We start from the raw sequence: 26,755 nt of genomic DNA on the forward strand, positions 1-26,755 counted from the left end.
CCTGAAAATCTTGGTGCTTGGGATCGGCAACATTCTCCTTGGCGATGAGGGGGTGGGGGTGCATTTGTGTAACCAACTGCAACACAATTACACCTTTAGCGGACAGGACCTAGATTTTATGGATGGGGGCACGATGGCGCAGGCGTTGATCCCCTGGATTGTGGAATACGATCAAATTTTGCTCTTAGATTGTGTGAGTGTGGCGGGGGCAGGCGTGGGCGAGGTGTTTTGCTTTGACTTTGAAAATATCCCCTCTAACATCACTTGGGCGGGCAGCGCACACGAAGTAGAAATGCTACAAACCTTGAAACTCACCGCCTTAATGGGCGACCTGCCCCCCACGACCATCATCGGGCTGATTCCCAAGATTGTTCCAGACAACACGACCTTTAACTTGAGCCCGGCCATGCTAGAAGGCGCACAGACCGCTAAGGCCAAAGCCCTAGAGATTTTGCAAGCGTGGGGCGTTACAGCCACGCCAAAACCCGCACCTTTAGATTTACAAGGAATCGCCAACAACTCTTATAGGATCGCTCTATGACAACCTTTGCGTTTAAATTTAAATCTACCGGCACAACCGAACTAGCCCCCTTGTTCATGGATTTTATGGCGCACCATGCGCACGCTCAGGGGCTGCCTTATGCCACGAGCAAAGAGGTCTTTTATCTAAAAGCTCCCCTTAAAAAGGCAGAGAACTTTGCCACAGAACTAAGCCAACGCCTGCCCCTAGCCTTTAGCTTTAGTTTTACGGGCATAGAAGTGGCTAAAGAGGCCTTGAAGTGGCAAGAGCAAGAAGTTGCCTGCCCGCCCATTGACATCAGCCATGCTAAGGATTTTTTAGACCCCACGCACAAGGACTTTTGCGCCCCCAAAGCCCACTTCAAGAGCCTAAGCTATCATAACCAAGAGCTGACAACCCCCGCAAAGGTGCAAGAAGCCATGCAAAAGGCGGTGCAGGCCCTGCAAGTGGGGGAGCTCGTGGTGCAAACTTCTAGGGGGGTTATCGCCCTTTCGCCCAAGCCACAAAATAATTCCAGCGTGCTGTTCATGGATTTAGCCAGCGTGTTGTCGGTAACAAGGCTAGAGCCTAAGAGCGCGCAGGTGCTGTGTGTCTATGAAAAGCCCACTATCTGCACTGCGCTTAAAGAGGTCTTTGTTAAAGAATTTGGGCGTTTAGAAATAGATGCCCTCTTGCCCTATGATTTAGGGCTAGCCTTGTTAGCGCATTTTGCCCTAGAAAAGGGTTTATCCTATCTCTTTTTAAGCAAAGCCCCCCAAAGCATCCCCACTTTTACCTATGTGTGTAAAGCTCCAAGCACGCCAGAGCAGACCTACAGCGTGGCGCAAAATGGCCTCATGCTCGCTCACAAGCGCACCCCCGCCAAGGACACCCTAGACTTTATCCAACAAGAAGCTCCCAAGAGCCCGCATTTACTCATTTATTTAAACTTTGAGCGCCCTAGCTGCTTTTGGGTGTATCAAGAGGGCTACAAGCAGCTTTTAAGCGTGGAGCAAGAAACCCACCCACAAGCCCTACTCGCACAGCTGCAAAGCAATGCCAAGGGGCGTAAACTTTACGCCAACTACAAGCAAGCCTTCCCTAATCTGTGCGCAAGCTTAGAGCAAGCCCCCATTACACCACCAAGCAGTAATCTTTTAGACTTTTTGGCCGGGCTCTTGCAGGTTTTGGGCTTTAGCCAGACCCACAACACGCATGCCATTTTTAAGCTAGCCACAAGCTTTTTACGCAACAAGGGCCCACGGGTGGATTTTAAACTCACCAAAGAACCCTTAAGCCTAAACCCCTCCCCCACGCTTAAAAGCGCGGTGAGCTACACGCTAGGGGGCACAGACGCACCCACCATGTGCTTTGGGATTTTAGATTCCCTAGCCGAGTTCTTGGGCAATGTCATTTACGATGCGCACACCAAGTTTAGTTGTAACCAAGTGTATCTATGTGGCGAGGTGTTTTTACAAAAGGTCTTTTTAGATTTGTGTTTGCAGTATTTCCCCAAAGAATGCCCGGCCCTTTTCCCCACAAACGCCATGGATTACACGTGTTAACGCCCAGTAGCCGCATTTTTGTCGCCGGGCATCGGGGGCTAGTGGGGCGCGCCAAGGATTGATATCGTCAACGGGGATCTAGGCACATTGAATTGCCTGAAACTGAACGCTACAAACAGCCCAGATGATGTTAAAGATCGCATCGATCCCCACCACATGGACAGTATGTCCACTTTTATCGTTTTATCGTTGTCAAGGTCAAACACACTCGGTTAGCCGCTGTAGTATTAGCAAAATTGCTGTGTCTATAGTCAAAAATCCATAGTAGCGCAGGCTAAACATTCTAAGATATTCAACTAAATATGGACCAATATGATCTAGTTACACCAATAACATGGTTTATTGCCCTATGCTTCATCTGGCCATTAACACCGAAAGTCCACACCGCCTTACATGACCTAGGACACACTTGATTTACTACCCTAGCTGCGGACTTACACCAGTCCACAAGCCCGGCTATGCTAAAACTTGGTTTAATACACACTTTGAGATTTTCTATCAGTATTAAAGAACACACTAAGGGAATTTTGCTAGCATGGAGGGTTAGGATTTAGTCACCAAAGGAGTGCGCATGCTGTTTGGGATCATTGGGGTGGGGGGTTTCATTGCGCCCAAGCACCTGAAGGCTATCTATGAAACCGGGCATATCTTAGATTGCGCCACGGATGTCCACGACAGCGTAGGGGTTTTGGATCGATACTACTTAGACTGTGAGTTTTTCACAAGCCTAGAAGACCTGCACCAATACTTACAGGACTGCAAAGTTGCAGGGAAGTTTTTGGACTTTATGGTGATTTGCACACCCAATTATTTGCACTTTGAACACATCGAATTTGCCCTAAACCATGGAATCAATGTTATTTGTGAAAAGCCTTTAGTGCTAGACCCTAGCGAGCTTGATGAAATCCGTAATTTGGAAACAAAATACAATAAACGGGTGTTCAACATCATGCAGCTACGCCTACACCCTAATGTCATTGACCTTAAAAAAAGTGTCCAAGCCACACTTGTAGACGATCCGGATAAAATCTATAACATCTCTTTGACTTATTTGATCTTGCGGGGCAAATGGTATTTTAACTCATGGAAGGGCGATGAGGAGCGCAGCGGTGGGCTGGCTTTAAACCTTTGTATCCATTTCTTAGACATTTTATTAGACATTTTTGGGGAGGTTGTGGATTTTGCGGTGCATGTGCACGAACACGATTGCATCGGTGGGGTTTTGAATTTGAAGCACGCCCATGTATCGTGGTTTCTCTCCATTAATCCGGCAAAATTAGGCTTGCACCGCGACAACTCTTATCGGGCTTTGGTGCTAGAGGGGCAAGAGATCAGTTTTGGCCATGGGTTAGAGAAGGAGAATTTGTATATTAAAAGTTACCAAGAAATCATCAGCGGAAATAGACTAGGATTGGAGGATGTCCGCCCCGCCTTAGAGTTAGCTGATGACATCAGACATGCGAACTTAGCAAACTCAGATGAAGAGTGCCACCCGCTTTGCCATAAAGCCGCTTGTAACCACCACAACTAAAGGATGAATATGCAAATTGACGACACACTTTTAGAAAAGCTCGCTACGCTTTCTATGCTAGAGATTGCCCCCGGTGACTATGAAAGTCTTAGAGGGCACTTAAAAGAAGTGTTGGACTTCGTGGATAGCTTAAACGAAATGGACTTAGGGGGTGTGCAATTTACAAATAACCAACAAGCCCCCCTAAGAGAAGATAAAGTCATACATAACCCTCAAATCCCTAAGGATTTATTAAAATATGCTCCAAAGACACAGGATGGCTATTTTATTGTGCCTAAAATCATAGAAGCCTAGGGGTGTTTTTTCAACACGGCGTAACTTGCCACGATTTTGTCGTGGTAGTATATTTTTATGTCTGCCCGCCTATCTTGTCGGATTAAATACAAATCCCCCCCAAAGTTAATGCCATAAAATTTGAGTCTAAGTGCCATTTTAGGTGATAGAGTGTTGATAGTGTTTATTCCCCGCTCTTTAAGTGCGTTGGCTAGTTCTTTAGCGACATAGTGGGTGCGCACAAACTGGTTATATCCCCCCCACAAAAACACGCTTTCAAGCAAAAGTGTACCAAAAACCAAACTATAGCGGATGCGGTAGTGGTTGCGGAAAACGGGCAAATGCAAACGGATGCTAGAGAGAGCCCTTTGCAATAAAATAGGCATGCCAAGCGCACCGTAGCTTAAAAACTCGGGGCTTGGCTCTTGGCGCAAAGAGATCAGCAGGGGTGCACAAAAGCCCACTGCCCCCACAAGCCCCACCAAACACTCCTGCTTATGATCTTTCACCACTTGGGCGTATAAGGTGTAGGGGTAATAGATACATAAAAAGGGGGAGTAGAGGACCAGCATTAAAAACAGCGTGTTTAAGAAAAAGCCTTGCGGAGCACCAATGATGGGCGCAAAGGTGTAGAGATTTACAACAAGGGTTAGACATAAATAAAACCCAAAGACCCATTGTTTATATTTTAGGGCGTGGAGCAATAGTCCAATAAGGAGCACTGCACAACTCGCATCTAAAAATGCCGCCAAGCCAGCCAAGAAATAAATCAAGCATGTGCGGTAAAAAAACAAGCACAAAAAAGAGAGTGTGAGCAATAAACTCACCTTGTCTAGCAAGATCGCCCCTAGTTGGATGCCCGGCAAAAGTGCGAAGGTAAGTGCTACCAATAGGGGGTCATAGGGTTTTTGGACGCACACTTTTAGGCTCAAAAGATACACTAATGCAATATTACAGCCGTGCAAGAGCAGTCCAGGCAGGCGCAAGGCCAAATCTCTAGGTAGGCTAGAGTTCTCTACAAAATAATGCAACGCTCTCAGTAGAATGCTGTCTAAGAAAAAATGAGGTGTGCTAAAATACAGCGAGGCTTCTTTGTAGCCCACGGAGATTTCTAAACTTTTATACACCCCCAAACTTAGGCTAAGAATCACGAGCAACACCAAACCCAAATGGTAGAGTGTTTTTGGAGTATTTTGGGGCAAATTACTCAAGGAGTTTAAAGAAACTTGGGATAAACATAAAAATCCTTAAAAAGTGTGAAACGCCCATTATACTCCATAAAAATAAACTATTTTTTATTTTTATGCCCTAGCGTGATCAACAGCCCCGCACCCACCACAAGCGCCATGCCAAGCCCTTCATAAACCCCTAGCCACGGATCGCCAAGCCACACCCCAAAGAGGGTTCCCCACAATAAACGGGTGTAATCTATAGGCGAAACTAGTCCAGCTGGGGCGCACATGTATGCCTTCGTTAAAAAATACTGCCCCAAAGTCCCACTAAAGCCCATGCCCATCAAAAGCCACAAATCCCAATGCCACCAAGCTCCATTAAAACGCATAGGGTGATAACCCGTAGCAAAGGGGGGGATATTTAAAAATAATCCAAATGCACCTATCACGCATAAAAAGAGCGAAAAGACAAAGATCACAAATCCGCTGTCATAGTAGGCTTTTAGTTTGCTTAAACTCGTATAAGCAATGGCTTTAAACAAGGCACTTAAAACCCCACACAGCACTAAGCCAAAAGTTAAACCACTCGTGTGCGGGTTAGCGATTAAAAGCACGCCCAAAAGCCCCAACACCCCCGCTAGAGCCAAACGCCAAGTCAAGGGTTCTTTAAACACCAACCACGCGATGAAAATCGCGTAAATGGGTGCACTCTGCCCAAAAGCCATCGCCGTGCCTAGGGGCATGGTGTAAATGTTGTAGCACAAAAGCACCATAGCCACCGCCCCCAAGCCCATGCGCCACGCTAGGATTTTACCCCCACCCTTTTTATATGCCCTAAATCTAAAGGGTTTGGCAAAGTAAAGCAAGCCCATAAAAACAATCATAAAAAAGGCGCGGTAAAAAACATTTTCAAGGGGGGAGTAATACTGGCTCGTGATTTTGACAAGAGCATTCATCAGCCCAAAGCTAAAAGCCCCCAAAGCCATGTAAAACAAGCCTTTTTTGATCTCCATAATGCCCCCTTAAATGAAAGGAGCATTATAGCATTAAACCCATGCCCTGCGCCACGCGATCGCTAGCGGCTTTAATTTTCTCTATCAAATCTCGGGTTTCATAGGAGAGTTCAGCGGTTTTTTCTGCTTCATCGGCACCGGTGCTAATGCTATCCACGACTTGGGCTGTAATCTCTCTAATCGAGCCAATGATCGCTGCAATCTCTGTAACAGATTTGCCGGTGCGTTCAGCTAGCTTTCTCACTTCATCAGCCACCACCGCAAAGCCGCGCCCATGCTCACCTGCCCGTGCAGCTTCAATAGCGGCATTGAGGGCTAATAGGTTGATCTGATCGGCAATGTCTTTAATGGTTTGGGTGATGCTTGAGATCGAATCAGATTGTGCGCTGAGCGTGTCGACTAGGGAAACATTGTTTTTCATGGTGCTAACGACATTTTGGATATTGACGGTGGTTCTTTCGATCATGTGGTTGCCATCACTGGTGAGCTGTTGGTTTTCCTTAATTAATTCTAAGACCATATGGATTTTTTCTTCTTTGTGGGTGGCATCTAGGGCAAATTTAATGAATTTATATATCTTACCCTCACTGTCAAAAACGGGATTGTAACTGGCCTCCAAATAAACTGCCTTGCCCGCTTTCGTGATACGCTTAAAAGTTCCTTTCGTGAATTGTCCCGATTTTAAATGTTGCCAAAACTCGGTGTATTGTGGGGTTTTGACAAACTCGGGGTCGCAAAACATGGAATGGTGCTTACCTTTGATTTCTTCTAAGGTATAGCCCATGAGATGAAGAAAGTTATCGTTGGCTGTGATCACTTTACCTTCTGTATCAAATTCAATGAGGGCCATAGAGGCCAAGTGGGCATTGTAGACGGAGCGCAAATCATTAAACTCCAAAATACGCGCGGTTACATCTGTGGCAATCTTAGTGATCTTAACCACTTTACTCTGATCGTTTAAGACAGGGTTGTAAGTAGATTCCAAATACAATTCTTTGCCATCCTTGTTGATGCGCTTAAAAGTCCCTCGTTTGAACTCCCCCGACTTTAAATGTCGCCAAAACTCGGTGTATTGTGGGGTTTTGACAAACTCGGGGTCGCAAAACATGGAATGGTGCTTACCTTTGATTTCTTCTAAGGTATAGCCCATGAGATGAAGAAAGTTATCGTTGGCTGTGATCACTTTACCTTCTGTATCAAATTCAATCATGGCTAGAGATCGGCTGATGGCGTTGTAGATCGCACGCAATTCACGATTTTCTTTGGTGAGCGTGGTGATTTGTTCTGTGAGTTCTGTATTTTTAGTTTTTTTGCTAGCAGAAGAGGCGAATAACATTATTTAGTCCTTATTCAAAAACCTTAAGAAAGCCTAGGGGTTCTCGGGTTTGGGCAAGAAATAGGAAAAACACAAAAAGCACACCGAAAGGCAAAAGCACCACCAAAAAAGGATAATGGTGGCAAGCTACCCCTACATCTCCGTCTGTGTTGCCCAAATTCCAAGCAATCCATGCAACCCCCTATATCTCAATAATGCAAAAAGCCATTCATTGTAACATATTTTTAAATCATGTTAAAATGACACCAAAGCTTTTGGAGAGAACTTTGAAATTCTTGAGTCGTGAGTGTTTTTTAACACTTTTTTACTCCGGTAAATTCCCTAAGGGACCGGGCACAGCGGGGAGTGTGGTTGCTCTGTTTTTGGGTCTACCTATCTTGTATTTATCAGCTAACACACTTTTTTTGTGTGCCCTTTTAATTGGGCTTATCGCCATTAAGCAGATTGACATTTATGAAGCCCAAACGAATAGCCATGATGATAAACAAATTGTGATCGATGAATTGGTGGGGATGTGGATGGCGATGGCGATTGCTGGGCTTAGTTGGTTGGGTGTGATTGCTAGTTTTGTGTTTTTCCGCCTCTTTGACATTTACAAGCCCTCTTTGATTGGCAAAATTGATAGAGATGTTAAAGGCGGGCTTGGCGTGGTGGGTGATGATGCTTTAGCGGGGATTTGTGGTGGGTTTTGCGCTTTGTTGCTCGCCCATTTATTTTGATAAGAGTTGTATAGTCGCATCTTCTAAAATCCCCATCCACCCCTAATTTTTAGAATGGAAGAGATGTTCATTTTGTTACATTGATAGCGTTGTAGGTCTTGCCTGTGCCTGGAGGTCCATAAAGGATTATATTTAAGGGGACATGCGGAAGTTTGCATGTGCTGTTTCTCTTATGTTGGCTCTTGTGTGGGGGTTGTTTGCTAGAGAGTGGATAGATTATCCATTGGTTTAAAACACTCTTGGGGGATTTCGTTAAAGAAATCCACTAACTTCAAAAAATAGTTTGTGATTTTTTCTAAGTCAGTTTCTAGATCAGGATAGATTTCGTATTTATTTCTGAGGTCTTTTCTGGAGTTTTTTCCAAAGAATTTCTCATATGCTAGACACTTTTCGCACCTTTCTGACTCAGTTTTATTTGTAGCCCTACCCATAGAAAGATGAAAACCATCTTTGGAATTAGGCACACCTCTCACTAAGGTGTCAAGCCAATAATAGGCAAACCAAATATAAAACCCCCGACTCCGTGCTAACTTGGTTCTATTAACAAGATGTTCCTTTAAAATATCTTTGCGACAAAAAACGATCGCAGGTCTAAACCCTTTTTTGGGATTGAGATTCTTCTTGCCAGCACCCGATAGCCAGCCCTGCCCAAATCTCACATTGCATTCATAGTCAATATCATTTAGAAGATAGTTAAAATTTTCTTCTAAGTCGGTTGTTACCATGCCTTTCGTGGTGCGATCTCCGCTGGCTATTTTTGCATCCATGCGCCTCACAAACTCTCGCAACAACCCCTGAAACGCTTGTCTTTGCTCTTGATTCCAAATTACTTTTGCTATGATAATCCTCCATTGCAAAAACATAACCCACTAACCTGGGATTTTCTAAAGGGTTCGTTAGGTTAGCTCGTTGATTCTAATAAGTTATAACTAATCTTCTCCAAATTGTTTTCTAAATAATGGGAGTATTTGAGTCATATATTCATAAGTCCAGCCTACATGCAAGGGTCTCATAAACTAGCTTGGTTAACCTAAATCGAGCAATGGCAAAAAAGTGCCTTTGGGTTCTGTGTAGCATGGGGTTTTGGGCGGCGATGCTCAATCCATAAATGTAACCCACCACTTCCTAGTGCCGCCCCCAGCATGCCGTTTACTAGAGTGTATCAAATGCACCCAAGCCTATATAGGTTGACTGGCTTAGTCTAGCGCATTATACCATCACGAGCGATAAAGGAAGTTTGCAAGACAGGCTGCCGCACAATACCTAGACTCTCTTTATTTATGCCTTGGGCAAACTTTTGTTCCATGCTAGATATTCTCATCTCTTCTTTATAATGAAAAGGCGGATTTGTTCTATGTACCAACCTAGCACTCGCCACCATTACTTCCCGATACCATGCTGGATATTTTAGTAGATAAGACTATCACAACCAAAAAACATATCATCCATACATTCAACACCAGAGACATCCCACTCATCCAAAGGTTGGTTGAAGGATGTACAACCAGAAAACATGCCATTCATATCCAACACCTTTGAAACATTCCATTTGTCTAATGGCTGATTAAAGGCCTTACAGCCCTTGAACATACTACCCATATCTGTTACATTAGACACATTCCATTTATCTAATGCTTGGTTGAATGCTGCGCAGTTGAAAAACATCCCTTGCATATCCCACACCTTAGAAACATTCCACCTGTCTAAAGGCTGATCAAAGGATGCACAACCAAAAAACATTTTTCCCATCTTCCTTACATTGGACACCTTCCAGTCATTTAAAGGTTGATTGAAAGCTATGCAACCATCAAACATCTCCCGCATATCCCACACCTTGGAGACATTCCATTTGTCCAAAGATTGGTTAAAGGCTATGCACCCTTTGAACATACCATTCATATTCCTTGCTCTAGAAACATTCCAATTATCCAAAGGCTGATTAAAAACGACACAGCGATAGAACATTCTATACATGTTCTCCGCCTTAGAAACATTCCAGCCATTTAATGGTTGGTTAAAAACTATGCAGTGAGCAAACATCCATTCCATATCTGTTGCACTACAAGCATTCCAGTGATCTAAAGATTGGTTAAAACTTTTGCAACAATAAAACATACCACACATATCCTCCACATTGGATACATCCCATCTATCTAATGGTTGGTTGAAGACCACGCAATTTTCAAACATACTTTCCATATCTCTCACATTAGACACATTCCAACTATTGAGTGGTTTGTTGAAGGCTGTGCAATTTTCAAACATACCCCCATATCTTTTACACTAGACACATCCCAACTATCCAAAGATTGATTAAAAGATGTGCAACCACAAAACATTTTTTCCATATTCTCTACCCTAGACACATCCCATTTATCTAAGGATTGATTAAAGACTTTGCAACTAGAAAACATATCTCCCATATCTTTTACACTAGACACATTCCACCTATTGAGTGGTTGATTAAAGGCTGTGCAGTCTTTAAACATCCACCTCATATCTTTTACACTAGACACATCCCACTTATCCAAGGGTTGGTTAAAAACTTTGCAATCACGAAACATGCCATACATATCCGCCACATTAGACACATTCCAACTATTGAGTGGTTGATTGAAAGTTGTGCAGCAAGCAAACATGTCACTCATATCCACCACACTAGAAACATCCCATTGATCTAGGGGCTGATTGAAGTGCCCACAACCGACGAACATCCATCCCATATTTTTCACACCAGACACATTCCAACTGTTGAGCGGTTTGTTAAAAACTCTACACCCAGAAAACATCCCACTCATATTTTTCACACTAGAAACATTCCAGTTGTCTAAGGGTCGGTTGAAAACCCTGCACCCAGCAAACATACTTCCCATATTCTCCACTAGACACATCCCACTTATCTAGGGGTTGATTGAAAGACGAGCAACCATCAAAAATCCCCAGCATATCCACCACATGAGAGACATTCCAACTATTAAGTGGTTGATTAAAAGACCAGCAACCACTAAACATCTCTCGCATATTCTCCACCCTAGAAACATCCCATTTATCCAAAGGTTGGTTAAACTTTTCACACCTACTAAACATCTCCCTCATATTCACTACACTAGACACATCCCAATCATTAAGCGGTTGATTAAAACTCTCACACTTGTAAAACATGCTCTCCATGTTTGTTACCTTGGATACATCCCAAGTTTCTAACCCTTTAAAATTTTTTCTTTCTGAACGATAAAACAATCGGCTTAAGTCTGTCAAATCTCCAATATCGATTTCAGCTAGGTGAATCTTTTTATTTTCTACTAATTTTTGAAGCTCTTCTTTACTTTTAGGGAAGTATTTTCTTTCATGGGTTTGTGTTTTCAAGTGAGTCCTTTATGATATTTTTAAATAAAAGCACATAAGCACATAGAATATTTGTAAATACACTTAATTTCCCCACGGATCGCAAGATTTTTTAAGGTATTCAAACGCCTTTAAAAGGTCAGGTGCAACGCCCAAACCCTTCTCATACATTTGACTTAGCCGATAGCAAGCTTTGCTAAAAGGATCGCGAGTCCTCACAAAGTGGGTCCACTTATATTCGGTAGCCACTTTGGTGTAATATGCAAAAGCCCTAGCATAATCCTTAGCCACACCCCTACCCTCAAAATATAAGTCTGCTAGTCCGCAACACGCATTATAATAATCCCAATTATCTTTCCTAAATTCTACTGCCTTTTGGTAATACTCTAGGGCTTTTTATCATCTTGCACACACCCTCGACCCTCAGCATACATTTTGGCGACACACCCATAAAGACTTGTATCGCCTAATTCAATCGCCTTGAGATACCACTTTAACACAAAGCCATCTCCATAGCGCCAGCCTGAAAATGCCAACCACCTAGAAGCCCTCATCCCTAAGACTCCCCTCGATAAATCAGCGACTCTTTGAAGATAGGCTGTGGCCTTAGGGCGGTCTTTGAGCTTATCTGTGCAATAGCTTAGGTAGGTTCTAGCGATTCTAGCGCAAATATCTGCCCTTCCTAGCTTGGTTTTGCCTATTTGAATGGCTTTTTTATAATAGTCTTCAGCATTCCCAACATACTCACGCTCCCGAACGCCACTCCGACATATTTTTGCCAATTCCAAATAAGCATCTACAGAGCCCATATCAATGGCCTTGTGGTAGTATGCTAAGGCTCTTTTTACATCCCTAGACACCCCACTAGCATTCCAGTAAATCTTAGCCAGCACTTCATAAGCCTCTGCATTCCCCAGTTTTGCGCTTTTTTCATAATATTCTAGAGCTTTGGTGCGGTTAGGGTCTCCACTCCGTAATTCTAGGGGAGAATCCTGCCCATAGATCATGCCCATTTCAAAGTAGCTTTCTGTATCGCCTAGTTTGGCACTCTTTTCATAATACTTTAAGGCTTCTTCAAGCATACCCCCTTGGTGTGCTTTTGTAGCTTTTAAAAAAGGATATCAGATTTTCTAGGAAAGGCCATCAAGCCATGGCAATGTCCCCCACTTTAAACGCATCTAAGGGTAAATCATTGAGCAACGCCGCTAATCTTAAAAAGAGTCTTTCATACTGGGAGTCATCCAAGTGGTATCTGGCTTTATTGCCCTTAAAAGTTTTTTAAATGCGGGGCATTTTTGCGCTTCTTTGAGATTTTGTGCCCCACAAGTGATCAAAAAGGAAGATTTGTATTTGCCCTCTTTGAAAGACGCAAAGCATAGGTAAAAACCATGTTGGCTATTTAATTTAGTCGTGTTGACTAGACCCTTTTGCAAGAGAGTTTTAGGGGCAAAGATAAGCGCACGCTCTACCTCTTCTACTCCCTTTTGGCTTAGAATTTTAAGTGGCGTGATGTGCAATGCACACACATACCCAATGCCTTTTAAGAGTGTGTTTAATTTTTGGGCGATTGTGATTTCTTCTCCCACATGCCCAAAGTTGCTTAGGTATTTGTCTAGGACTGCCGCCTCTGGGCCACTCCATTGAATCCGCTCAATCATGAAAATTCCTTAAATGGTATATTCTTTAAAAAAGCCATGCAAGCACAGGTAGACTTTCTCTGTGCACGTTTCAATATCATTATGAAACCAATTGCTTTTAGTGAGTTTGGAAGATGAAAAAATCTTGGAGCGTCTTTTGGTAATGCGTTCAGTTGTGCATTGCGTGCAAAGATAGACATTTTCCCACAATTATCCACACTTACACGACCCACCATGCATAGCCTCCTTGGTAAGAGTGGACTACAAATTTATTTTTAGACAAATGGCTAAAATATCCATTTGGATAGTTTGCACATCTAATTTAGTCGCCACAATGACCTCCATAAAACAAGGTAGTTCGGTCTAGCGTATTTTTTTAATGGATAGTTAATAGGATTAGCTAAGCCACCCTAAAATCTTCTTTCTAATATATTTTGAGGAATATAAAACTAGGATTCGTGTAAATTAGGAAATGTTTAGGATATGAAGTGCTATACTAAATTGGATCTGCTCCAAAGATGGCCACATCACTAAATGAAGTCGCTCAATTTGGGCTTTAAATAACGGAAAGGGTGGTCGCCCCGATTTTATTAAAGGAAATAAGGTGAAATAAAGTTTGACTACCAAGGCATTGCTAATATTTTCGCGCTGTTTTGAAGTTGCATACGCTGATAAGAGGATAGAAAAATTACAAAAAAATAACATGAATTTGAGTTAGACATTACTAAGAGACAACTACAGAAAGACAGCGGTAATATTTGGCTGAAAAAACTCAGAATACCTGAAAAAGACAACAAAATTTCCACAGAAATCCAAAAAGAAATCCAAGGTATTTAGCAACAGCTTGAAGTGCACCAAAAAAGTAAGGTTCACATTATGACCTTGAACCATGTTTTGCAAATGCTCAAACAACAGAAAAAGCTTGTGGAAACCTACAAAAATAATTTATTTAAAGATCTTGTGCAAAAACCACCAACACCCAATTCTCTGAGTATCACGGTCTATTATCCGCTATTTACAGCGTGCTCTATCTCCATGACCTTGAGTATAAACTTGCTATATAACCAATATTTCAAACACTATTAAAAACATTATATATTATTTAAAATTGTATTTAATACTACTTAAAATTATTTGACACAACCCCTACTTATGATAACCCCCACCCCTTTCATCTCCGCCTTTTTCTTTCCACTCTTTGAGTATCTGCTCCGCTCTTTCCTTATGCATGCGGACAGAGCTATCTATGCTGTATAAGATTGTGCTAGCTTGATTATTGCCATTTGCTGTTTCTAAATTGTCAAAAGACAAAGGTTAAGGCTTTGGATTAGCTCATTGTCTATTGTCTGTTGTCTTTCTAGGTGTTGTCTTTAACCTTTTTAACATCTGTCAAGTCTTTAACTAAATCCTTGCCCTTGTCTATCATCTTTTCAAAGAAACCCCGATGATAAAGCTTTGTAACCCACGGCCTTGCTTTTTCTAAGGGTTCATTAGTGTAACGGGCAATGTTTGCCTCCCTTTCTAAGACTTGCTCTTGACTCAAACACTTGGCTCTCTCTTCCTCCTTCATCACCGCCCAAACTCTAGACAATCAGCAAGAAAAGCACTAAAATTTGGAGTGAATATTGGCTCGGTTGGTTCAGTGTCACGCTGATTTAGGCACTCAAGCCCCCGAGGTCTTTGCGGAGTTTCTTGTGTCAAACGAATGTGATCAATCTTCTAGCGATTCCTCTACCACTCAAGATTTCGATGTTTTCCTACCCTAAAAAAAAAACAGCAGTTTTAGTAGACTTAAGTTTTTTTCTTAAGGTGTACTACCCTGGTTCTAAGAAGTATCTTGAGCCTAGCAGTTTAGCCGAAGAGATCAAGCATATGTCCTTAAAACACTGCACAACTCTAAAGACTATCTCTTCCGTGTTTTTGTCTATGATTGTGCGCCGATTACTGGGAGGGTGCAAAGGCCAAAGAGCAAGAAACAATTTCCCTTAGACCAAAGCGATGTAGCTCAGTTTAGAACGGAGCTTTTAAAGATACTCAACACAAAGTCTTATTTTACCGTTAGGTTGGGAGAGATTAGGCTTGATAAGAAGAATCCATAGATATTAAAACCTCAAGTCTTGTTTGATATTCTATCCAACAAAAAGTCTATACAAGATTTGACAGATGAAGATTTTCAGTTGAACTTACGGCAAAAGGGGTAGACATGAAGATAGGTCCAGACATTGCCTCTCTTGCCATTAAAAAGCAGGTTGAAAAGATCGTTTTGGTTGCCAATGACAGTGACTTTGTCCCTGCCATCAAATTTGCTAAACGAGAAGGGGTTATTGTTCAGTTGGATTCTTTGAAACAACACACTTGAAACAACACACTCCAGAAGATTTATCAAAACATGTCGATCTTCTGCACTCCGTCTATTCATTGGATAGTTTATAAAATACTTTGTTCTAGGAACTAGGAACTTGTAAGTACTTTTAAACACCAAAAAACACCCTTTTGTATAGGTCAAATATAGGTCAAAGACTGAGGGGGAAGTATCTTTAAGGTGAGTTGAATGCCATCTACACTAAATGGCTCACTCGCCTTAAAAGTCCAAGTAGAAGTGGATCCTGACCCCTGCCAAGGATAGACCAGCCACACGCTCACACGCCGTTGTTTACCTATTAATTCAACAGAAGCGTATTTACTTGCATACGCCCACATTTGGTAAAGGTCAGCTTGGTCAATATCTTGTTGCTTCTTAATGACTTTCCATTTAGTGTCTAAAATCAAAACTTCTTTTTTGTTTCTAAGTACAACATCGGGATGCATTTCAAAGCAATTTTGAGAGTTTTCATCTTTTGCGAGATATCTGCTTTGTTCTTGCAAACTCACATCATAGTCTCTTAAACTCCTTTGCAACCAAACCCCTACAAAAGACTCAAAAGCCTTTCCATAGGGAATAATAGCGCATAGGCTCGATTAGAACCGCTATAAGGCATTAAAGACTTTTTGCGCAAGAAAAGATTGCACCACATCAAAAGATTCTTATACTCTTTAAAACGGCTTGCATGCGTACTTTTAGCAAAATCCGCATCTATATTTTTGCTAGTGCTTATTTCATCAAAAACAAAACGCACGGCATTTAGTTTTTCTTGTGTTTGAGGACTTAACGCTAGAGTTTTGAGAGTTTCAAGTGTAGATTTGATCAAGCGATTAGGGGCGACATCTAGGCTATATTCATCACTTGTTGTGTAAAAGCGTTCTTCATGGACTAAATTAGTCTTAAGATGACTAGAAAACTCTAACTTACCTTTAAGATAATGACGATTTTCTGAGACACTCAAATAATCCCGTTTTAATCCACGCTTAATGAGCTCCATACATTCATCTAAAAACATGCAAACAAAGACATCTAGTATAGGTAAATGCGCACTGTCAAGCTGAGAAAAGTGGGTTTGCTTAAAGGACATATCTTTAAGAGTAGACAAGCAATTGTAAAGAATTTGTTTGGCATAGCAAATAGGGCAAGAAGGCTCTTTTAAAGGTTTTGGGTTAGTTTGTGGCTTTATAAATTCTCTTGCATACTCTTGAAACTTTGAGTGATCGAGCATGGAAATTTTTTTTTTGTCGCAACTAGTATGTCTCTCTAAATCATGTTCATCATACTCGCAAACTTTGGGCAAAATTTCTACGTAAAAACCTTCAACTTGGATCAAACCCACATAATTTTGGGTTTTTAGGGTATCTGAATCTTCAAATTTTAACAACTCTTTATTGGCCTTAGCAAATTCTTTTAAGGCTTCCCATATGCCTTGGGCTTTGTCTTTTTCTTGTAGCGGTAAACGACTTATGACTTTTTGTTTTCCAAAGTTAGCATGCTCTGTTAGATGGAGTGTAGGTGGAATTAACATAGATCACTCACTAAAATGCAGAGTAGAATTATTTCTCTTTTCTATTTTTGTCCCATGCCTTATCATTGTAGATCTTTTTGAAGCAATTAACCTCCCATTCATCACATTTATCATTTGTAATCCGATAGATCTTTTTGTTAGGATCGACAAGATTTTTAAGAGAATTTTTAAGACTTGTATCTCTTAAATCTTCATCCTCCTCACTTGCATCTTGCATTGTTTCACTCACAAGCATACCATTATCATTAAGCACCGCCTTGATCTTGGCGTAATCATCGTAAAAATACTCTTGCAAGAGCGGGATAATCTTGTTTTTAAAGCAGTCTTGCAAATCCTTTAATGTTTCTAGTTCTGAAAAGTACGCATGCCCAATGGTGTGTTCGCGATCGAGCAAAAATTCTATACGTTTATTCATTGCCTTCAAGAGTCTTGATAGATCGATGCCTGTATCCTCGTCCTTATCCTTAATGTGGCGATCTTTGAGAGACTCGGGTTCTGGCATTACCTCTTCAAAGGTGAATCTACGGCGCAAAGCAGTGTCTAATAGAGCAATGCTTCGATCGGCGGTGTTCATTGTACCAATGATATAGAGATTCTTAGGCACATTAAAAACTCCTGACTATAGGGCAAGACAACTCCTAAGGCTTCGCTATTACCTGCGCGTTTGTCAGGCTCTATTAGCGTAATAAGTTCCCCAAAAATCTTAGAAATATTGCCCCGGTTGATTTCATCAATGATAAGAACATAGGTTTTGGGACAATACCAGGATTGCTCAAACTCCCAAATTTTGCGATAGAGCATAAGGTAGTACTTGGCATGTTCAGCCTCTTTTAGGTTCGCACCGTTTTTAAAATCACTGTAATCTCTTTTTACCATTTTAACCCACTCATCTAATGCTAGCGATAGATTATTTTCAAGATCCACTAAAAGTGGAGCTTTCAAACCAAAACTTCTAACCACCACCTTATTGTCACTGTCGAGAAAAATTCCTGTTTCTTGTCAATCATCCGTTGCATAAAAGTATTAAAATCGCGGATCAAGTGATCTAGATAATCTTCCCAACTAATTTCCCGAGTGCCCTGCTTGTTTTGCATCTGAACTCTACCATAATTCTCCCATGCTCTATTGCAGACCTGTTTAAACGCTCCCTCTTGAATACTGTAGGTAACCTCACCTGTCTTTTTAGAATCCATGCTGGGTTTGATACCCTCCACAAATTCCTCATAACCATAGCTCTGATGGAAAGTAATAAAACTAATTTGTCCCTCCTGCTTATAATAATCAAACAAGACTTTTGCGCGGGTTCTTTCATCTTTTGGGATCGGTTTTTTTAATTCTTGAAGCTTCGCTGTGATTTCTTGATCATTTGCAAAACCCAAAATTTCTAGTGTCTTATTGATGGTGCGATAGGTTTTACCTGTACCCGGAGGACCATAAAGGATTTGATTGAGTGGGTACTTTTTAGAAACATCATTTTTTTTAAAATCTCCTTGAGGAATTGTATTAAATCGATTGACAAAATTTAAAAAATCTCTAGTGATTTGCTCTAAGGAACCCTCCAAAGAATTTTCTAAGTCAGGATCAGGATAGGTTTTTGCGTTCCACCCCATCTTTAAAGTTGCTGCACATTTTGCATTTTCAGACTTACCAAATCCAAGAGAAAAGTTTGAATGCGTAGAAGTGATCTCACCTTTTTTTGGACATGGAAAATTATCCCCTACAAAGCCCCTCAAACGATCAAAGGACTCCGTTCTACCATCCTTCCATGTCAAACCATTTTCCCACAAGAACTTAAAACAAATCCACACGCCACCTGTCCCCTCACTATACCCCCCTTTGCGCTCCTCGAGTGGGACATTCCAGTTTGTAAAAAAACCCTCTTAACTTTTATTAACAAAATCCTCACCAAAAATGTCCGTACGGCAAAAGGCAATCGCCACCTCACACGATGAGAAATGATCTGGAAGTTGTGGGCCTATTGCAAATATGCGAACTTCACATGTGTAACCCAAGTCCTATAAAAGCTTTTCTTTTTTCAACTCATTATTTAACCTACTGATTAGACAGTTTTTGAAAATATATAATGTATCTCATTGTTTGCCAACACACCACTAGCCCCCTATCGCGTCCTTACACCTCGATTCCCACCACAAACTTCCACAACAATCTTTGAAACGCCCTTCTTTCCTCCTCGCTCCACTTTACTTTGTCCATACTGCTCCTTTATCACCCAAGTTAGTGCTATACCCTGCTCGATCCATTACACTCTATCCAATACGCAACCCTCGCACAGACAGACCGCCCAAATCACGCAACCGTAATGTGCTAAATCCATATTATTAACCATATCTAAATGGCACATTCTATGGTAGGGATGACCCGAAGTTACGCTTGTGGAGATTCCTCTAATTGGATTGTAACCAAGTATGGCTAAGTATTTAGATACAGCTAGATACAGCTAACAGCTAGTTATGGATCGTTGAAACAAGAAGCCCACCTCTCTTCAGTGGATGGATGATTCACTATTTGCTGATTGTGCACAACTCTAAGGATCGAGCCACACGCCCCTGATGCCCCAAATGGGTGTTTAGTTACAATGCACGCATGAAAATACAAACATCGAGCGAATTTAAAAAGTGGCTAAAAACCTCAAAGATTTAAACGGAAAAGGTGTACTTACACGCCGCATACAGAGCTTAAAAAAGAGCGGACACTTTGGTGATCATAAATACATTACGGGTTAAATCTTTGAAATGCGTATCCACACGGGTGCAAGTTACCGCTTGTATATGGATAAATGGGGCGATGTGTTGGTGATCTTGCTGTGGCGCACCGTACAGTGGCGCGCTTAAGGCGACAAAAGCACACAGCAAAAAGATATAATCAAGGCACAAAAATCTTAAAAGATTATCCATGTCCGTAACCTTTAAACCCTTTAATGCAGCCGAGCTCTTAGACTCCGATCAAGTGCGTTTAAGTCATCTTAGTGCCGTTTTAGAGGATGGCGACATGGCAGAACTTAAAGATACTTTAGCAGTCATTGTTGAGTCTATCGGATTGATCTAGCAAATTTGCTTTCTTCATGGCATTTTGATTTATTGTGCTAAGATGGGTTTGTTGTTTTAGAGGCTAAAGGATTCACTTGCAACAGGAACTAGCAAAACTCGGACAAAAAACAAGAACGCTCAAGCGTGCGTGTCGCTTAAACAAAAGTGTTTTGAAAGATGGGCTACTAGATTAGATGTTAAGCAAGAAGTTGAGGAATTGCACCAGGAGTTCGGCACTTTGTAGATGCACCTACTTGCTTAATGCAAGCCCTAGACCAACACTATAATACCCTAAAAGAAGATGATCTAGAACTGGAAAATGTGAAGATTCTAGACGCCGAAATTTTGAAGGATTGGAAAGCTGGAATGTACCCCATGTAAAAAACATGCAGGGGATATTTACGAGGCAATTTATTTTAACCATGCATTTTAGGCTGGGATGTGTCTAATGTGACAGATATGAGGGCGATATTTGTAGGTTGTGAAAGTCTTCCTGAGAATGCCAAGGGCGTTTTTATGAGTGCTGAAGATTGTTTTGACTTGGCTTTTAAATACGATAGATAAAGGTGTCCCCCAAGACTATGCCAAAGCCGCTGGGCTTTTCCAAAAAATTGTAAATTCAAATGAAGTAAATAATGAGTTAAAAAATGTGGTTCGCTCAGTATTAGAGGAGCTTGAAAATAGAGATTTAAGGGTATGCATGCCAAAACACCCAACCCCTCAAAACAACAAAGCCATCGTAGAGAGTGTTGTAAAAATGCTCCAAGTCGTCCAAAACCAAAAGCAAGCCCATTTTTGACAAACTCACAGACATACTCCATAAATACGAACAAGTCTTTAAGAACAACAACAAAAACATGCAGGCCATGTTATGGGAGGATTTACAAGGCATGCTCGAACTACATAAAGCAAATAGCAACCCCAATAAAAGTGGCATGGCTATCCAAAAGTCCTAGAAGTCATCGATGACCTCAATGGGAGGTATGATTTAGTAGTGGCAGTAAGCGACCCAAATGCCAAAAAGTGGGCTCGTGCTCTCAAAGAACAACAACAAAAGACAAAAGAACAAGAACGCTACGAAAACTTTTGGAATACATTATGAAGCGCTCCACACCAACCCAAAATGCCTCCGAAAAATTGTTGCCTATGTGCCAAGCAAGATGATTAATTAACCATACACAAACTTATCTTTTAGCCTACAAAGCACTGTGCGTGTTGTGCAGTTATAAGAGTATTGTTGCTCCCCTTCGAAAACATTTTATGAGCACATACAAGGCAAATGTATAGAGCAATAGATCATCTTTGAAACTTGTGGTGTGGAGCTCTCCGATGATTTAAAAACCCTCATAGACAAGAGCTTAGAAGACCTAGATGCAAAAACAAATTTATCAAATGTCATAAATAAATCACCGCCTACTCAGCTGCTAAAACTATAGTCTAAATAGTCCACCACTCCTTACTCCTGCGCTCTCTATGCACTCTTTGTGTCTAAATAATCCATCACTGTATCTTTACAAAAATCACCACACAGCTTATTTTTTATTCATGCAAGCTCTCTATTTAAATGCCGACTTCTTTGCCCCTAGATGTCTGCCACCGATCTGATTAACGCCCCCTACTACTTCCACCCAAGACAAGCAACGCAAACAAGCCCAAACGAGGAAAAATCCTTACTATGACATGCTAAGGATTGACTAAAAACCCCCATAATTCCCAAATTACATCGTATAAGCTGGGTCTTGTTGCTGTGATTTTTTCCCCCTTATCTCTTTTAATACTGCCTATATCAGTGCAAAAAAATGAAATATCGAACTACATGATCTCAAAATATTTAGAAGTAAAACATCTTTTTAACATCTTGCCTTATGTAAATGCTAAAATTTACCCTTATCAGTCTCATAGATAAGATGCTCGCTATAACGATGATACTGTATTTTGGGATCTTACACATACACATAGAAATTTTGTTCTTTTCACTACTTCCTCAAAGGTAGTAAAATAAATATAATCTTGGGGAGGTATCCTTTTTATGCTTTTCCAAATCTATAAAGACCAATGATCCCCATTTCTTGTCTATATTTTTTTACATGCTATGACCCAGAGTTTAGGATACCAGAGTAGTGAATTCAAAAAAAAAGCCTCCTAATTTTCTCTTTGGAGTGGAACCTAGGGGGTTCTCTTTAAGAATATCCAAGCAAACCTTGATTTTTATTGGCAATGGTGGCATTCAATGGAGCGATCAAAGATGCTTTTGTCCTCTAGGTGGGGGCTTTGGGTGCGTAGGTAGTAAGTGGATTTTAAACCCAGCTTCCACGCTAGGTGGTAGATTTCGTGCAAAAGCTTGCCATTGGCTTTATCGGGGCGTAAAAAGAGATTCAAACTCTGCCCTTGGTCGATCCACTTTTGGCGCACGGCAGCAAGGCGCACAATGTCCTTAGGGTTAATGTCGTAAGCCGAGGTGTAGTAGTTCCAGGTATCAAGGCTCAAGTTAGGCACGACCACGGGGATCATCCCGCTTAAGTTCTCTTCAAACCATTTCTTTTGATAAATGGGCTCAATGGTTTGGGTCGTGCCCACTAGAATGGAGATCGAGCTGGTGGGCGCAACCGCCATTAAATAGCCATTTCTCAAGCCCTGCTCTTGCACCTGTGCCTTCAAGCTCGCCCAATCGCAAGCACTCTTGTGGGGGCTCAACTCTAGGGCTTCTTGTTTGGCCTTGTCAATGGGGAAAATGCCCTTGCTCCACGCCGAGTCTTTAAAGTTTGCATAAGATCCACGCTCTTTGGCTAGCGCACTGCTCGCTTTGATCGTTTCGTAGCTAATTTTCTCCATTAAAGCGTCTATTTTAGCAGCGTGTTCACTGCTCCCCCACGCAATTTGGGCTTGGGCGAGCATTTGCGCCTCGCCCATCACGCCAAGCCCGATAGCCCGGCTTTTTAGATTGGTTTTTTTGGCTTTAGCGGTGGGGTAGAAGTTCAAATCGATCACATTATCCAGCATACGCACGGCAATAGGCACAACCCGCTCAATGTCTGCTGGGGTGTTGATTTTGCTTAAATTTAAGCTAGCTAAATTACACACCGCAAGCGTGCCTTCTTCGGGCACTTTAGTCGCCATGAAAATTTGTTGCCCGTTGATCGAGTCGTTGCTGGTGAGTTTGTTTGCCCTTTTGCTAATGCCTGCATCGGTGCAAACAATCGCCTCTTCTTCAAAATACGCTCTATCGCCATTTTTAAAATCCACTTGCATTTTGTAGTGGCTGGAGCTGGTGTTTTGGTAAATCTCGGTGCAAAGATTAGACGAGCGGATGAGCCCAGCGTGGCCGTTTGGGTTGGCGTGATTGGCGTTGTCCTTAAAGCCTAAAAAGGGCAAACCGCTTTCAAAGTAGTTGGTTAAAATCTTTTTCCAAAGTGTGCGTGCATTGACTTTTTCTTTGCTGATATGGGGGTTTTGCTCGTAGGCGAGGTATTTTTCTTTAAATTTGTCCCCATAGCACTCGGTCAAATCCTTGCACGCATAGGGGTCAAAGAGAGTCCAAATTTCGTCCTTTTCTACCCTCTCCATGAATAAGTCGCAAATCCATAGGGCGGGGAAGAGATCGTGCGCGCGGCGGCGTTCATCTCCGCTGTTTTTGCGTAAGTCTATGAACTCCAAAACATCCATGTGCCAAATCTCTAAATACACAGAGATCGCCCCTTTTCTTGTGCCGAGTTGATCCACAGCGATCGCCACATCATTGACGATCTTTAAGAAAGGGATCACGCCTGCACTGGCACTTTTATGCCCGTCAATGTAGCTGCCTAAACAACGCACTTGGCTAAAGTCCCACCCGATCCCTCCGCCGTATTTAGAGAGCAAAGCCATGTCTTTATAGCTGTCAAAAATTCCCTCAATGTTATCAGGGGTCGAGCCCACATAGCAAGAGCTTAATTGGTGGTTGGGGGTGCGAGCGTTGGCAAGCGTAGGCGTGGCACACATCATTTCAAAGCGGCTTAAAACCCCGTAAAACTCTAGGGCTTTTTCATTGGGGTTTTCTTCATTTTGTGCCAAGAACATGGCGATTGCCATGAACATGTGCTGGGGCAATTCGATCGGGTGGTTGTGCTCGTCTTTGAGTAAATAGCGATCGTGCAAGGTTTTAATGCCTAAATAGTTGAATTGCAGGTCGCGTTTTTTCTCGATCGCCTTGTCTAGCAAGTCCAAATCAAACTTTTCTTTAAAGCCCCGGACAATCCGCCCCTTACTCTCACCCAGCTCCAAATATTTTTTAAGGGGCAAGTAGCCTTGAAACCCGCTCACCTTTTCGTATAAATCCTCTAAGAACAGCCTAGCGGCGACAAAGCTCCAGTTAGGCGCGTCAATGTCGATCTTATCCACCGCCATGCGGATTAGGGCTTGCGTTGTATCTTGCGTGCTTAAGCTGTCCTTAAAGTAAAGTTCTGCCTCCATTTCTAGCTCACTAGAGTCGATCCCCTCTATGCCCTCTGTGGCTTTTTGTATGCTTTGGCGTATCTTGTCCATGTCTATCGATTCGGTGCGATCCGTGCGTTTAGTTGCTGTCATTTCCATAAATTGCCTTTAATCGGTCATTTTTTGACACGGCGGCGTGCCGTGGGGTCTAAAACTTTTTTGCGTATGCGTAAGTTTAAGGGGGTGATTTCTAGTAGCTCGTCTTCTTCGATCCACTCTAACGCCCTCTCTAGTGCCATTAGCCTTGGGGGGGTGAGCTTGATCGCATCATCGCTCCCACTGGCACGCATGTTGGTTAGGTGTTTGGATTTAATGGGATTAACCTCTAAATCATTGTCTCGGCTGTGCTCGCCGATCACCATGCCGATATAGACTTTCGTTTGGGGGTTGATAAACAACACGCCTCGCTCTTGGATATTGAAAAGCGAAAAGGCGGTGGCATCGCCATTCTCCATACTCACCAACGCCCCATTCTTACGCGACTCCACGCCTCCACTAAAGGGGCGAAACTCTAGAAATGAGTGGTTCATCACGCCCTCGCCCTTCGTGTCGGTTAAAAATTCGCTGCGATAGCCTATAAGCCCTCTAGCCGGGATTTCAAACTCTAAACGGCTGTAGCCATCATTCATGGGGTTCATCGCCTTCATCTCTGCCTTACGCCGCCCTAATCTTTCAATGATCGCGCCGCTGAAGTCTTGGGGGGTGTCGATCACCAAATGCTCGAAGGGCTCTAATTTCACCCCATCTTGCACCTTAACGATCACTTCAGGGCGGGATATGCTAAACTCAAAGCCCTCACGGCGTAGATTCTCGGCTAAAACGGTGATTTGCAATTCCCCCCGTCCGCTCACTTTAAATTTCCCCTCGCCCATTTCCTCGCACTTCATGGCAATGTTGGTTTGCATTTCTTTTAGCAAGCGGTCTTTGAGTTTGTTCGCGGTTACATGCTTGCCCTCAGTGCCAGCCAGTGGGGAGTCGTTGATCGCAAACACCACGCTCATGGTGGGCTCTTCAAGGTGCATGGGATCGAGCGGTTGGGGGTTGTTAGGATCGACCACGCTATCGCCCACATCCATCGCGTTAAAGCCGGCAATGGCGACAATATCGCCCGCTTGTGCTTGCTCGATCTCCATGCGGGCTAAGCCTAAAAAGCCGATCAGTTTTGTAATGCGCCCCGTTTCCTTGCTTCCATCGCTCTTACAAAGGGCGACCATGTCCCCTTTTTTGATCTGCCCGTTAAACACCCGCACAATGCCGATTTTTCCGACATAATTGTCGTAATCTAAAGTGAAAATTTGCATTTGTAGGGGGTTGTTTGCCTCTCCGCTGGGCGCGCTCACATGCGATACGATCGTTTCAAACAGCGGTTCTAAATTTTTCTTTTCATCGTTTAAGTCTTTAATGGCGTAGCCATCGCGCGCAGCGGCATAGACCACGGGGAAGTCTAATTGCGCATCGCTAGCCCCCATCGCCACGAATAAATCAAAGACTTCATCCACCACCCGGTCAGGCTCGGCGGCGGGCTTGTCGATTTTATTCACCACCACAATGGGGCAAATGCCAAAGCTTAATGCCTTTTTCACCACGAATTTGGTTTGGGGCATCACGCCCTCTTGCGCATCCACTAAGAGCAACACCCCATCGACCATTTTCAACACCCGCTCCACTTCGCCCCCAAAGTCGGCGTGCCCAGGGGTGTCTATGATATTGATTTTGGTGTCCTTGTAGTGGATTGCGGTGTTTTTAGAAAGGATTGTGATTCCCCTCTCCCTCTCTAAATCGTTGCTGTCCATCATGCGTTCATCGACCTTGTCGTGCTCGCCAAAAGTCCCCGATTGGGTCAGCAAACCATCCACTAAAGTGGTCTTGCCATGGTCGACATGGGCGATGACAGCGATATTCCTAATCTGTTGCATCTAAGCCTCTTGATTGTGATAGATTTTTGAGTGGGCTAGTATAGCCAAACTTTACTTAGGGCAAACTCCCACGAAAATTTTAGTCTTTGTTGCGGAAAATAAATTTATCGATTTTAAAGAAAATGAACGCCCCGATCGTCTGCCCTAAAAAGAGATTGAGCCAAAGGGGGGTGTGCATCCACTCAAACAAGAGCATGAAGGGCAACATCACCACCGCTGAAACCATCCAACGCACCCAATAAATGAAAAATAAGCGGGTTTTATACTCTCCAAAAAGTTTCATGGCCTCTCCCAAAATAAAATTACAAAAGAATAGCAAAACCAGGTGTATCGTTGGTTAGC

At 42.6% G+C, this 26,755-nt stretch carries 26 protein-coding genes and 1 pseudogene; 8 read left to right on the plus strand and 19 right to left on the minus strand.

Annotated elements, in window-relative coordinates:
- Position 1 precedes the first annotated feature (1 nt).
- From K6J74_RS03970 to gatC, 4 genes are all read left to right on the plus strand, one after another.
- Positions 2–541, plus strand: coding sequence for a HyaD/HybD family hydrogenase maturation endopeptidase (locus K6J74_RS03970; protein WP_221272581.1), 540 nt, complete (start codon positions 2–4; stop codon positions 539–541).
- Positions 538–2,064 carry a Kae1-like domain-containing protein gene (locus K6J74_RS03975; protein WP_221271039.1) on the plus strand — a complete coding sequence of 509 codons (1,527 nt, stop codon included), beginning with the start codon at positions 538–540 and terminating at the stop codon, positions 2,062–2,064. Before K6J74_RS03970 ends, K6J74_RS03975 begins: the two co-directional genes overlap by 4 nt.
- A gap of 571 nt (positions 2,065–2,635) precedes the next feature.
- Positions 2,636–3,595: a Gfo/Idh/MocA family protein gene (locus tag K6J74_RS03980; RefSeq protein WP_221271040.1), complete on the plus strand. Its 960-nt coding sequence runs from the start codon at positions 2,636–2,638 to the stop codon at positions 3,593–3,595.
- Between the two features lie 9 nt (positions 3,596–3,604).
- Complete coding sequence (gatC, locus tag K6J74_RS03985; RefSeq protein WP_221271041.1) at positions 3,605–3,889, plus strand: Asp-tRNA(Asn)/Glu-tRNA(Gln) amidotransferase subunit GatC; 285 nt, start codon at positions 3,605–3,607, stop codon at positions 3,887–3,889.
- On the opposite strand, the gene K6J74_RS03990 is transcribed toward gatC, so the two are convergent.
- From K6J74_RS03990 to K6J74_RS09070, 3 genes are all read right to left on the minus strand, one after another.
- The gene (locus K6J74_RS03990; protein ID WP_260321714.1) at positions 3,886–5,028 is read right to left on the minus strand and encodes a hypothetical protein; all 1,143 of its coding nucleotides are present in this window, start codon (positions 5,026–5,028) and stop codon (positions 3,886–3,888) included. The two genes, gatC and K6J74_RS03990, sit on opposite strands and share 4 nt — an antisense overlap.
- A 128-nt stretch (positions 5,029–5,156) precedes the next feature.
- On the minus strand, positions 5,157–6,053 hold the full coding sequence (locus K6J74_RS03995; RefSeq protein WP_221271043.1) for a DMT family transporter: 897 nt from the start codon (positions 6,051–6,053) through the stop codon (positions 5,157–5,159).
- Between the two features lie 25 nt (positions 6,054–6,078).
- Positions 6,079–7,389: a methyl-accepting chemotaxis protein gene (locus tag K6J74_RS09070; protein ID WP_221271044.1), complete on the minus strand. Its 1,311-nt coding sequence runs from the start codon at positions 7,387–7,389 to the stop codon at positions 6,079–6,081.
- Between the two features lie 239 nt (positions 7,390–7,628).
- Here K6J74_RS09070 and K6J74_RS04005 point away from each other — a divergent pair, with 239 nt between their 5' ends.
- A complete protein-coding gene (locus K6J74_RS04005; RefSeq protein WP_221271045.1) occupies positions 7,629–8,108 on the plus strand; it encodes a phosphatidylglycerophosphatase A family protein in 480 nt (159 codons plus the stop codon).
- A gap of 200 nt (positions 8,109–8,308) precedes the next feature.
- Here the strand turns inward: K6J74_RS04005 and K6J74_RS04010 are convergent, their stop codons facing one another.
- From K6J74_RS04010 to K6J74_RS04050, 9 genes are all read right to left on the minus strand, one after another.
- Positions 8,309–8,971 carry a hypothetical protein gene (locus K6J74_RS04010; RefSeq protein ID WP_221271046.1) on the minus strand — a complete coding sequence of 221 codons (663 nt, stop codon included), beginning with the start codon at positions 8,969–8,971 and terminating at the stop codon, positions 8,309–8,311.
- A gap of 544 nt (positions 8,972–9,515) precedes the next feature.
- Positions 9,516–10,373, minus strand: a complete 858-nt coding sequence (locus K6J74_RS04015) for a BspA family leucine-rich repeat surface protein (RefSeq protein WP_260321503.1) — start codon at positions 10,371–10,373, stop codon at positions 9,516–9,518.
- Positions 10,313–10,999, minus strand: a complete 687-nt coding sequence (locus tag K6J74_RS04020) for a BspA family leucine-rich repeat surface protein (RefSeq protein ID WP_347709898.1) — start codon at positions 10,997–10,999, stop codon at positions 10,313–10,315. Before K6J74_RS04020 ends, K6J74_RS04015 begins: the two co-directional genes overlap by 61 nt.
- Positions 10,917–11,474 carry a BspA family leucine-rich repeat surface protein gene (locus K6J74_RS04025; RefSeq protein ID WP_221271049.1) on the minus strand — a complete coding sequence of 186 codons (558 nt, stop codon included), beginning with the start codon at positions 11,472–11,474 and terminating at the stop codon, positions 10,917–10,919. The genes K6J74_RS04020 and K6J74_RS04025 overlap by 83 nt, the downstream gene beginning before the upstream one ends.
- A 63-nt stretch (positions 11,475–11,537) precedes the next feature.
- A complete protein-coding gene (locus K6J74_RS09015; RefSeq protein ID WP_430886797.1) occupies positions 11,538–11,624 on the minus strand; it encodes an SEL1-like repeat protein in 87 nt (28 codons plus the stop codon).
- Between the two features lie 215 nt (positions 11,625–11,839).
- Positions 11,840–12,535, minus strand: coding sequence for a tetratricopeptide repeat protein (locus tag K6J74_RS04035; protein WP_221271051.1), 696 nt, complete (start codon positions 12,533–12,535; stop codon positions 11,840–11,842).
- Between the two features lie 129 nt (positions 12,536–12,664).
- On the minus strand, positions 12,665–13,111 hold the full coding sequence (locus tag K6J74_RS04040) for a hypothetical protein (RefSeq protein ID WP_221271052.1): 447 nt from the start codon (positions 13,109–13,111) through the stop codon (positions 12,665–12,667).
- 1,125 nt (positions 13,112–14,236) lie between these two features.
- Positions 14,237–14,401, minus strand: coding sequence for a hypothetical protein (locus K6J74_RS04045; protein WP_221271053.1), 165 nt, complete (start codon positions 14,399–14,401; stop codon positions 14,237–14,239).
- 46 nt (positions 14,402–14,447) lie between these two features.
- A complete protein-coding gene (locus K6J74_RS04050) occupies positions 14,448–14,660 on the minus strand; it encodes a hypothetical protein (RefSeq protein WP_221271054.1) in 213 nt (70 codons plus the stop codon).
- A gap of 633 nt (positions 14,661–15,293) precedes the next feature.
- On the opposite strand from K6J74_RS04050, the gene K6J74_RS08550 reads away from it, so the two are divergent.
- A complete protein-coding gene (locus K6J74_RS08550; RefSeq protein ID WP_260321505.1) occupies positions 15,294–15,449 on the plus strand; it encodes an NYN domain-containing protein in 156 nt (51 codons plus the stop codon).
- A 143-nt stretch (positions 15,450–15,592) separates the two neighbouring features.
- Here K6J74_RS08550 and K6J74_RS04060 read toward each other — a convergent pair.
- From K6J74_RS04060 to K6J74_RS09025, 4 genes and pseudogenes are all read right to left on the minus strand, one after another.
- Positions 15,593–16,980, minus strand: a pseudogene (locus tag K6J74_RS04060) (McrC family protein).
- A 28-nt stretch (positions 16,981–17,008) separates the two neighbouring features.
- Positions 17,009–17,584: a 5-methylcytosine-specific restriction endonuclease subunit McrB gene (locus K6J74_RS04065; protein WP_221271055.1), complete on the minus strand. Its 576-nt coding sequence runs from the start codon at positions 17,582–17,584 to the stop codon at positions 17,009–17,011.
- Complete coding sequence (locus K6J74_RS09020; protein ID WP_221271056.1) at positions 17,551–17,940, minus strand: hypothetical protein; 390 nt, start codon at positions 17,938–17,940, stop codon at positions 17,551–17,553. Before K6J74_RS09020 ends, K6J74_RS04065 begins: the two co-directional genes overlap by 34 nt.
- Positions 17,919–18,788 (minus strand): hypothetical protein, encoded by an 870-nt coding sequence (locus tag K6J74_RS09025; protein WP_221271057.1) that lies wholly within the window; start codon positions 18,786–18,788, stop codon positions 17,919–17,921. Before K6J74_RS09025 ends, K6J74_RS09020 begins: the two co-directional genes overlap by 22 nt.
- Positions 18,789–19,893: 1,105 nt before the next feature.
- Here K6J74_RS09025 and K6J74_RS04085 point away from each other — a divergent pair.
- Positions 19,894–20,046 carry a hypothetical protein gene (locus K6J74_RS04085; RefSeq protein WP_221272634.1) on the plus strand — a complete coding sequence of 51 codons (153 nt, stop codon included), beginning with the start codon at positions 19,894–19,896 and terminating at the stop codon, positions 20,044–20,046.
- A gap of 501 nt (positions 20,047–20,547) precedes the next feature.
- Positions 20,548–20,826 carry a hypothetical protein gene (locus K6J74_RS04095; RefSeq protein WP_221271059.1) on the plus strand — a complete coding sequence of 93 codons (279 nt, stop codon included), beginning with the start codon at positions 20,548–20,550 and terminating at the stop codon, positions 20,824–20,826.
- A gap of 1,409 nt (positions 20,827–22,235) precedes the next feature.
- On the opposite strand, the gene K6J74_RS04100 is transcribed toward K6J74_RS04095, so the two are convergent.
- The 3 genes from K6J74_RS04100 to K6J74_RS04110 form a co-directional block, all read right to left on the minus strand.
- Positions 22,236–24,596, minus strand: coding sequence for a ribonucleoside-diphosphate reductase subunit alpha (locus K6J74_RS04100; protein WP_221271060.1), 2,361 nt, complete (start codon positions 24,594–24,596; stop codon positions 22,236–22,238).
- A gap of 17 nt (positions 24,597–24,613) precedes the next feature.
- Positions 24,614–26,413, minus strand: coding sequence for a translational GTPase TypA (gene typA, locus K6J74_RS04105; protein ID WP_221271061.1), 1,800 nt, complete (start codon positions 26,411–26,413; stop codon positions 24,614–24,616).
- Positions 26,414–26,492: 79 nt separating this feature from the next.
- Entirely contained in the window at positions 26,493–26,696 is a 204-nt protein-coding gene (locus tag K6J74_RS04110) for a hypothetical protein (RefSeq protein ID WP_015106194.1), read from the minus strand.
- Positions 26,697–26,755: the final 59 nt, after the last annotated feature.

It is taken from the genome of Helicobacter sp. NHP19-012, assembly GCF_019703325.1.
In the GTDB taxonomy this organism is placed as follows: Bacteria; Campylobacterota; Campylobacteria; order Campylobacterales; family Helicobacteraceae; genus Helicobacter; species Helicobacter gastrofelis.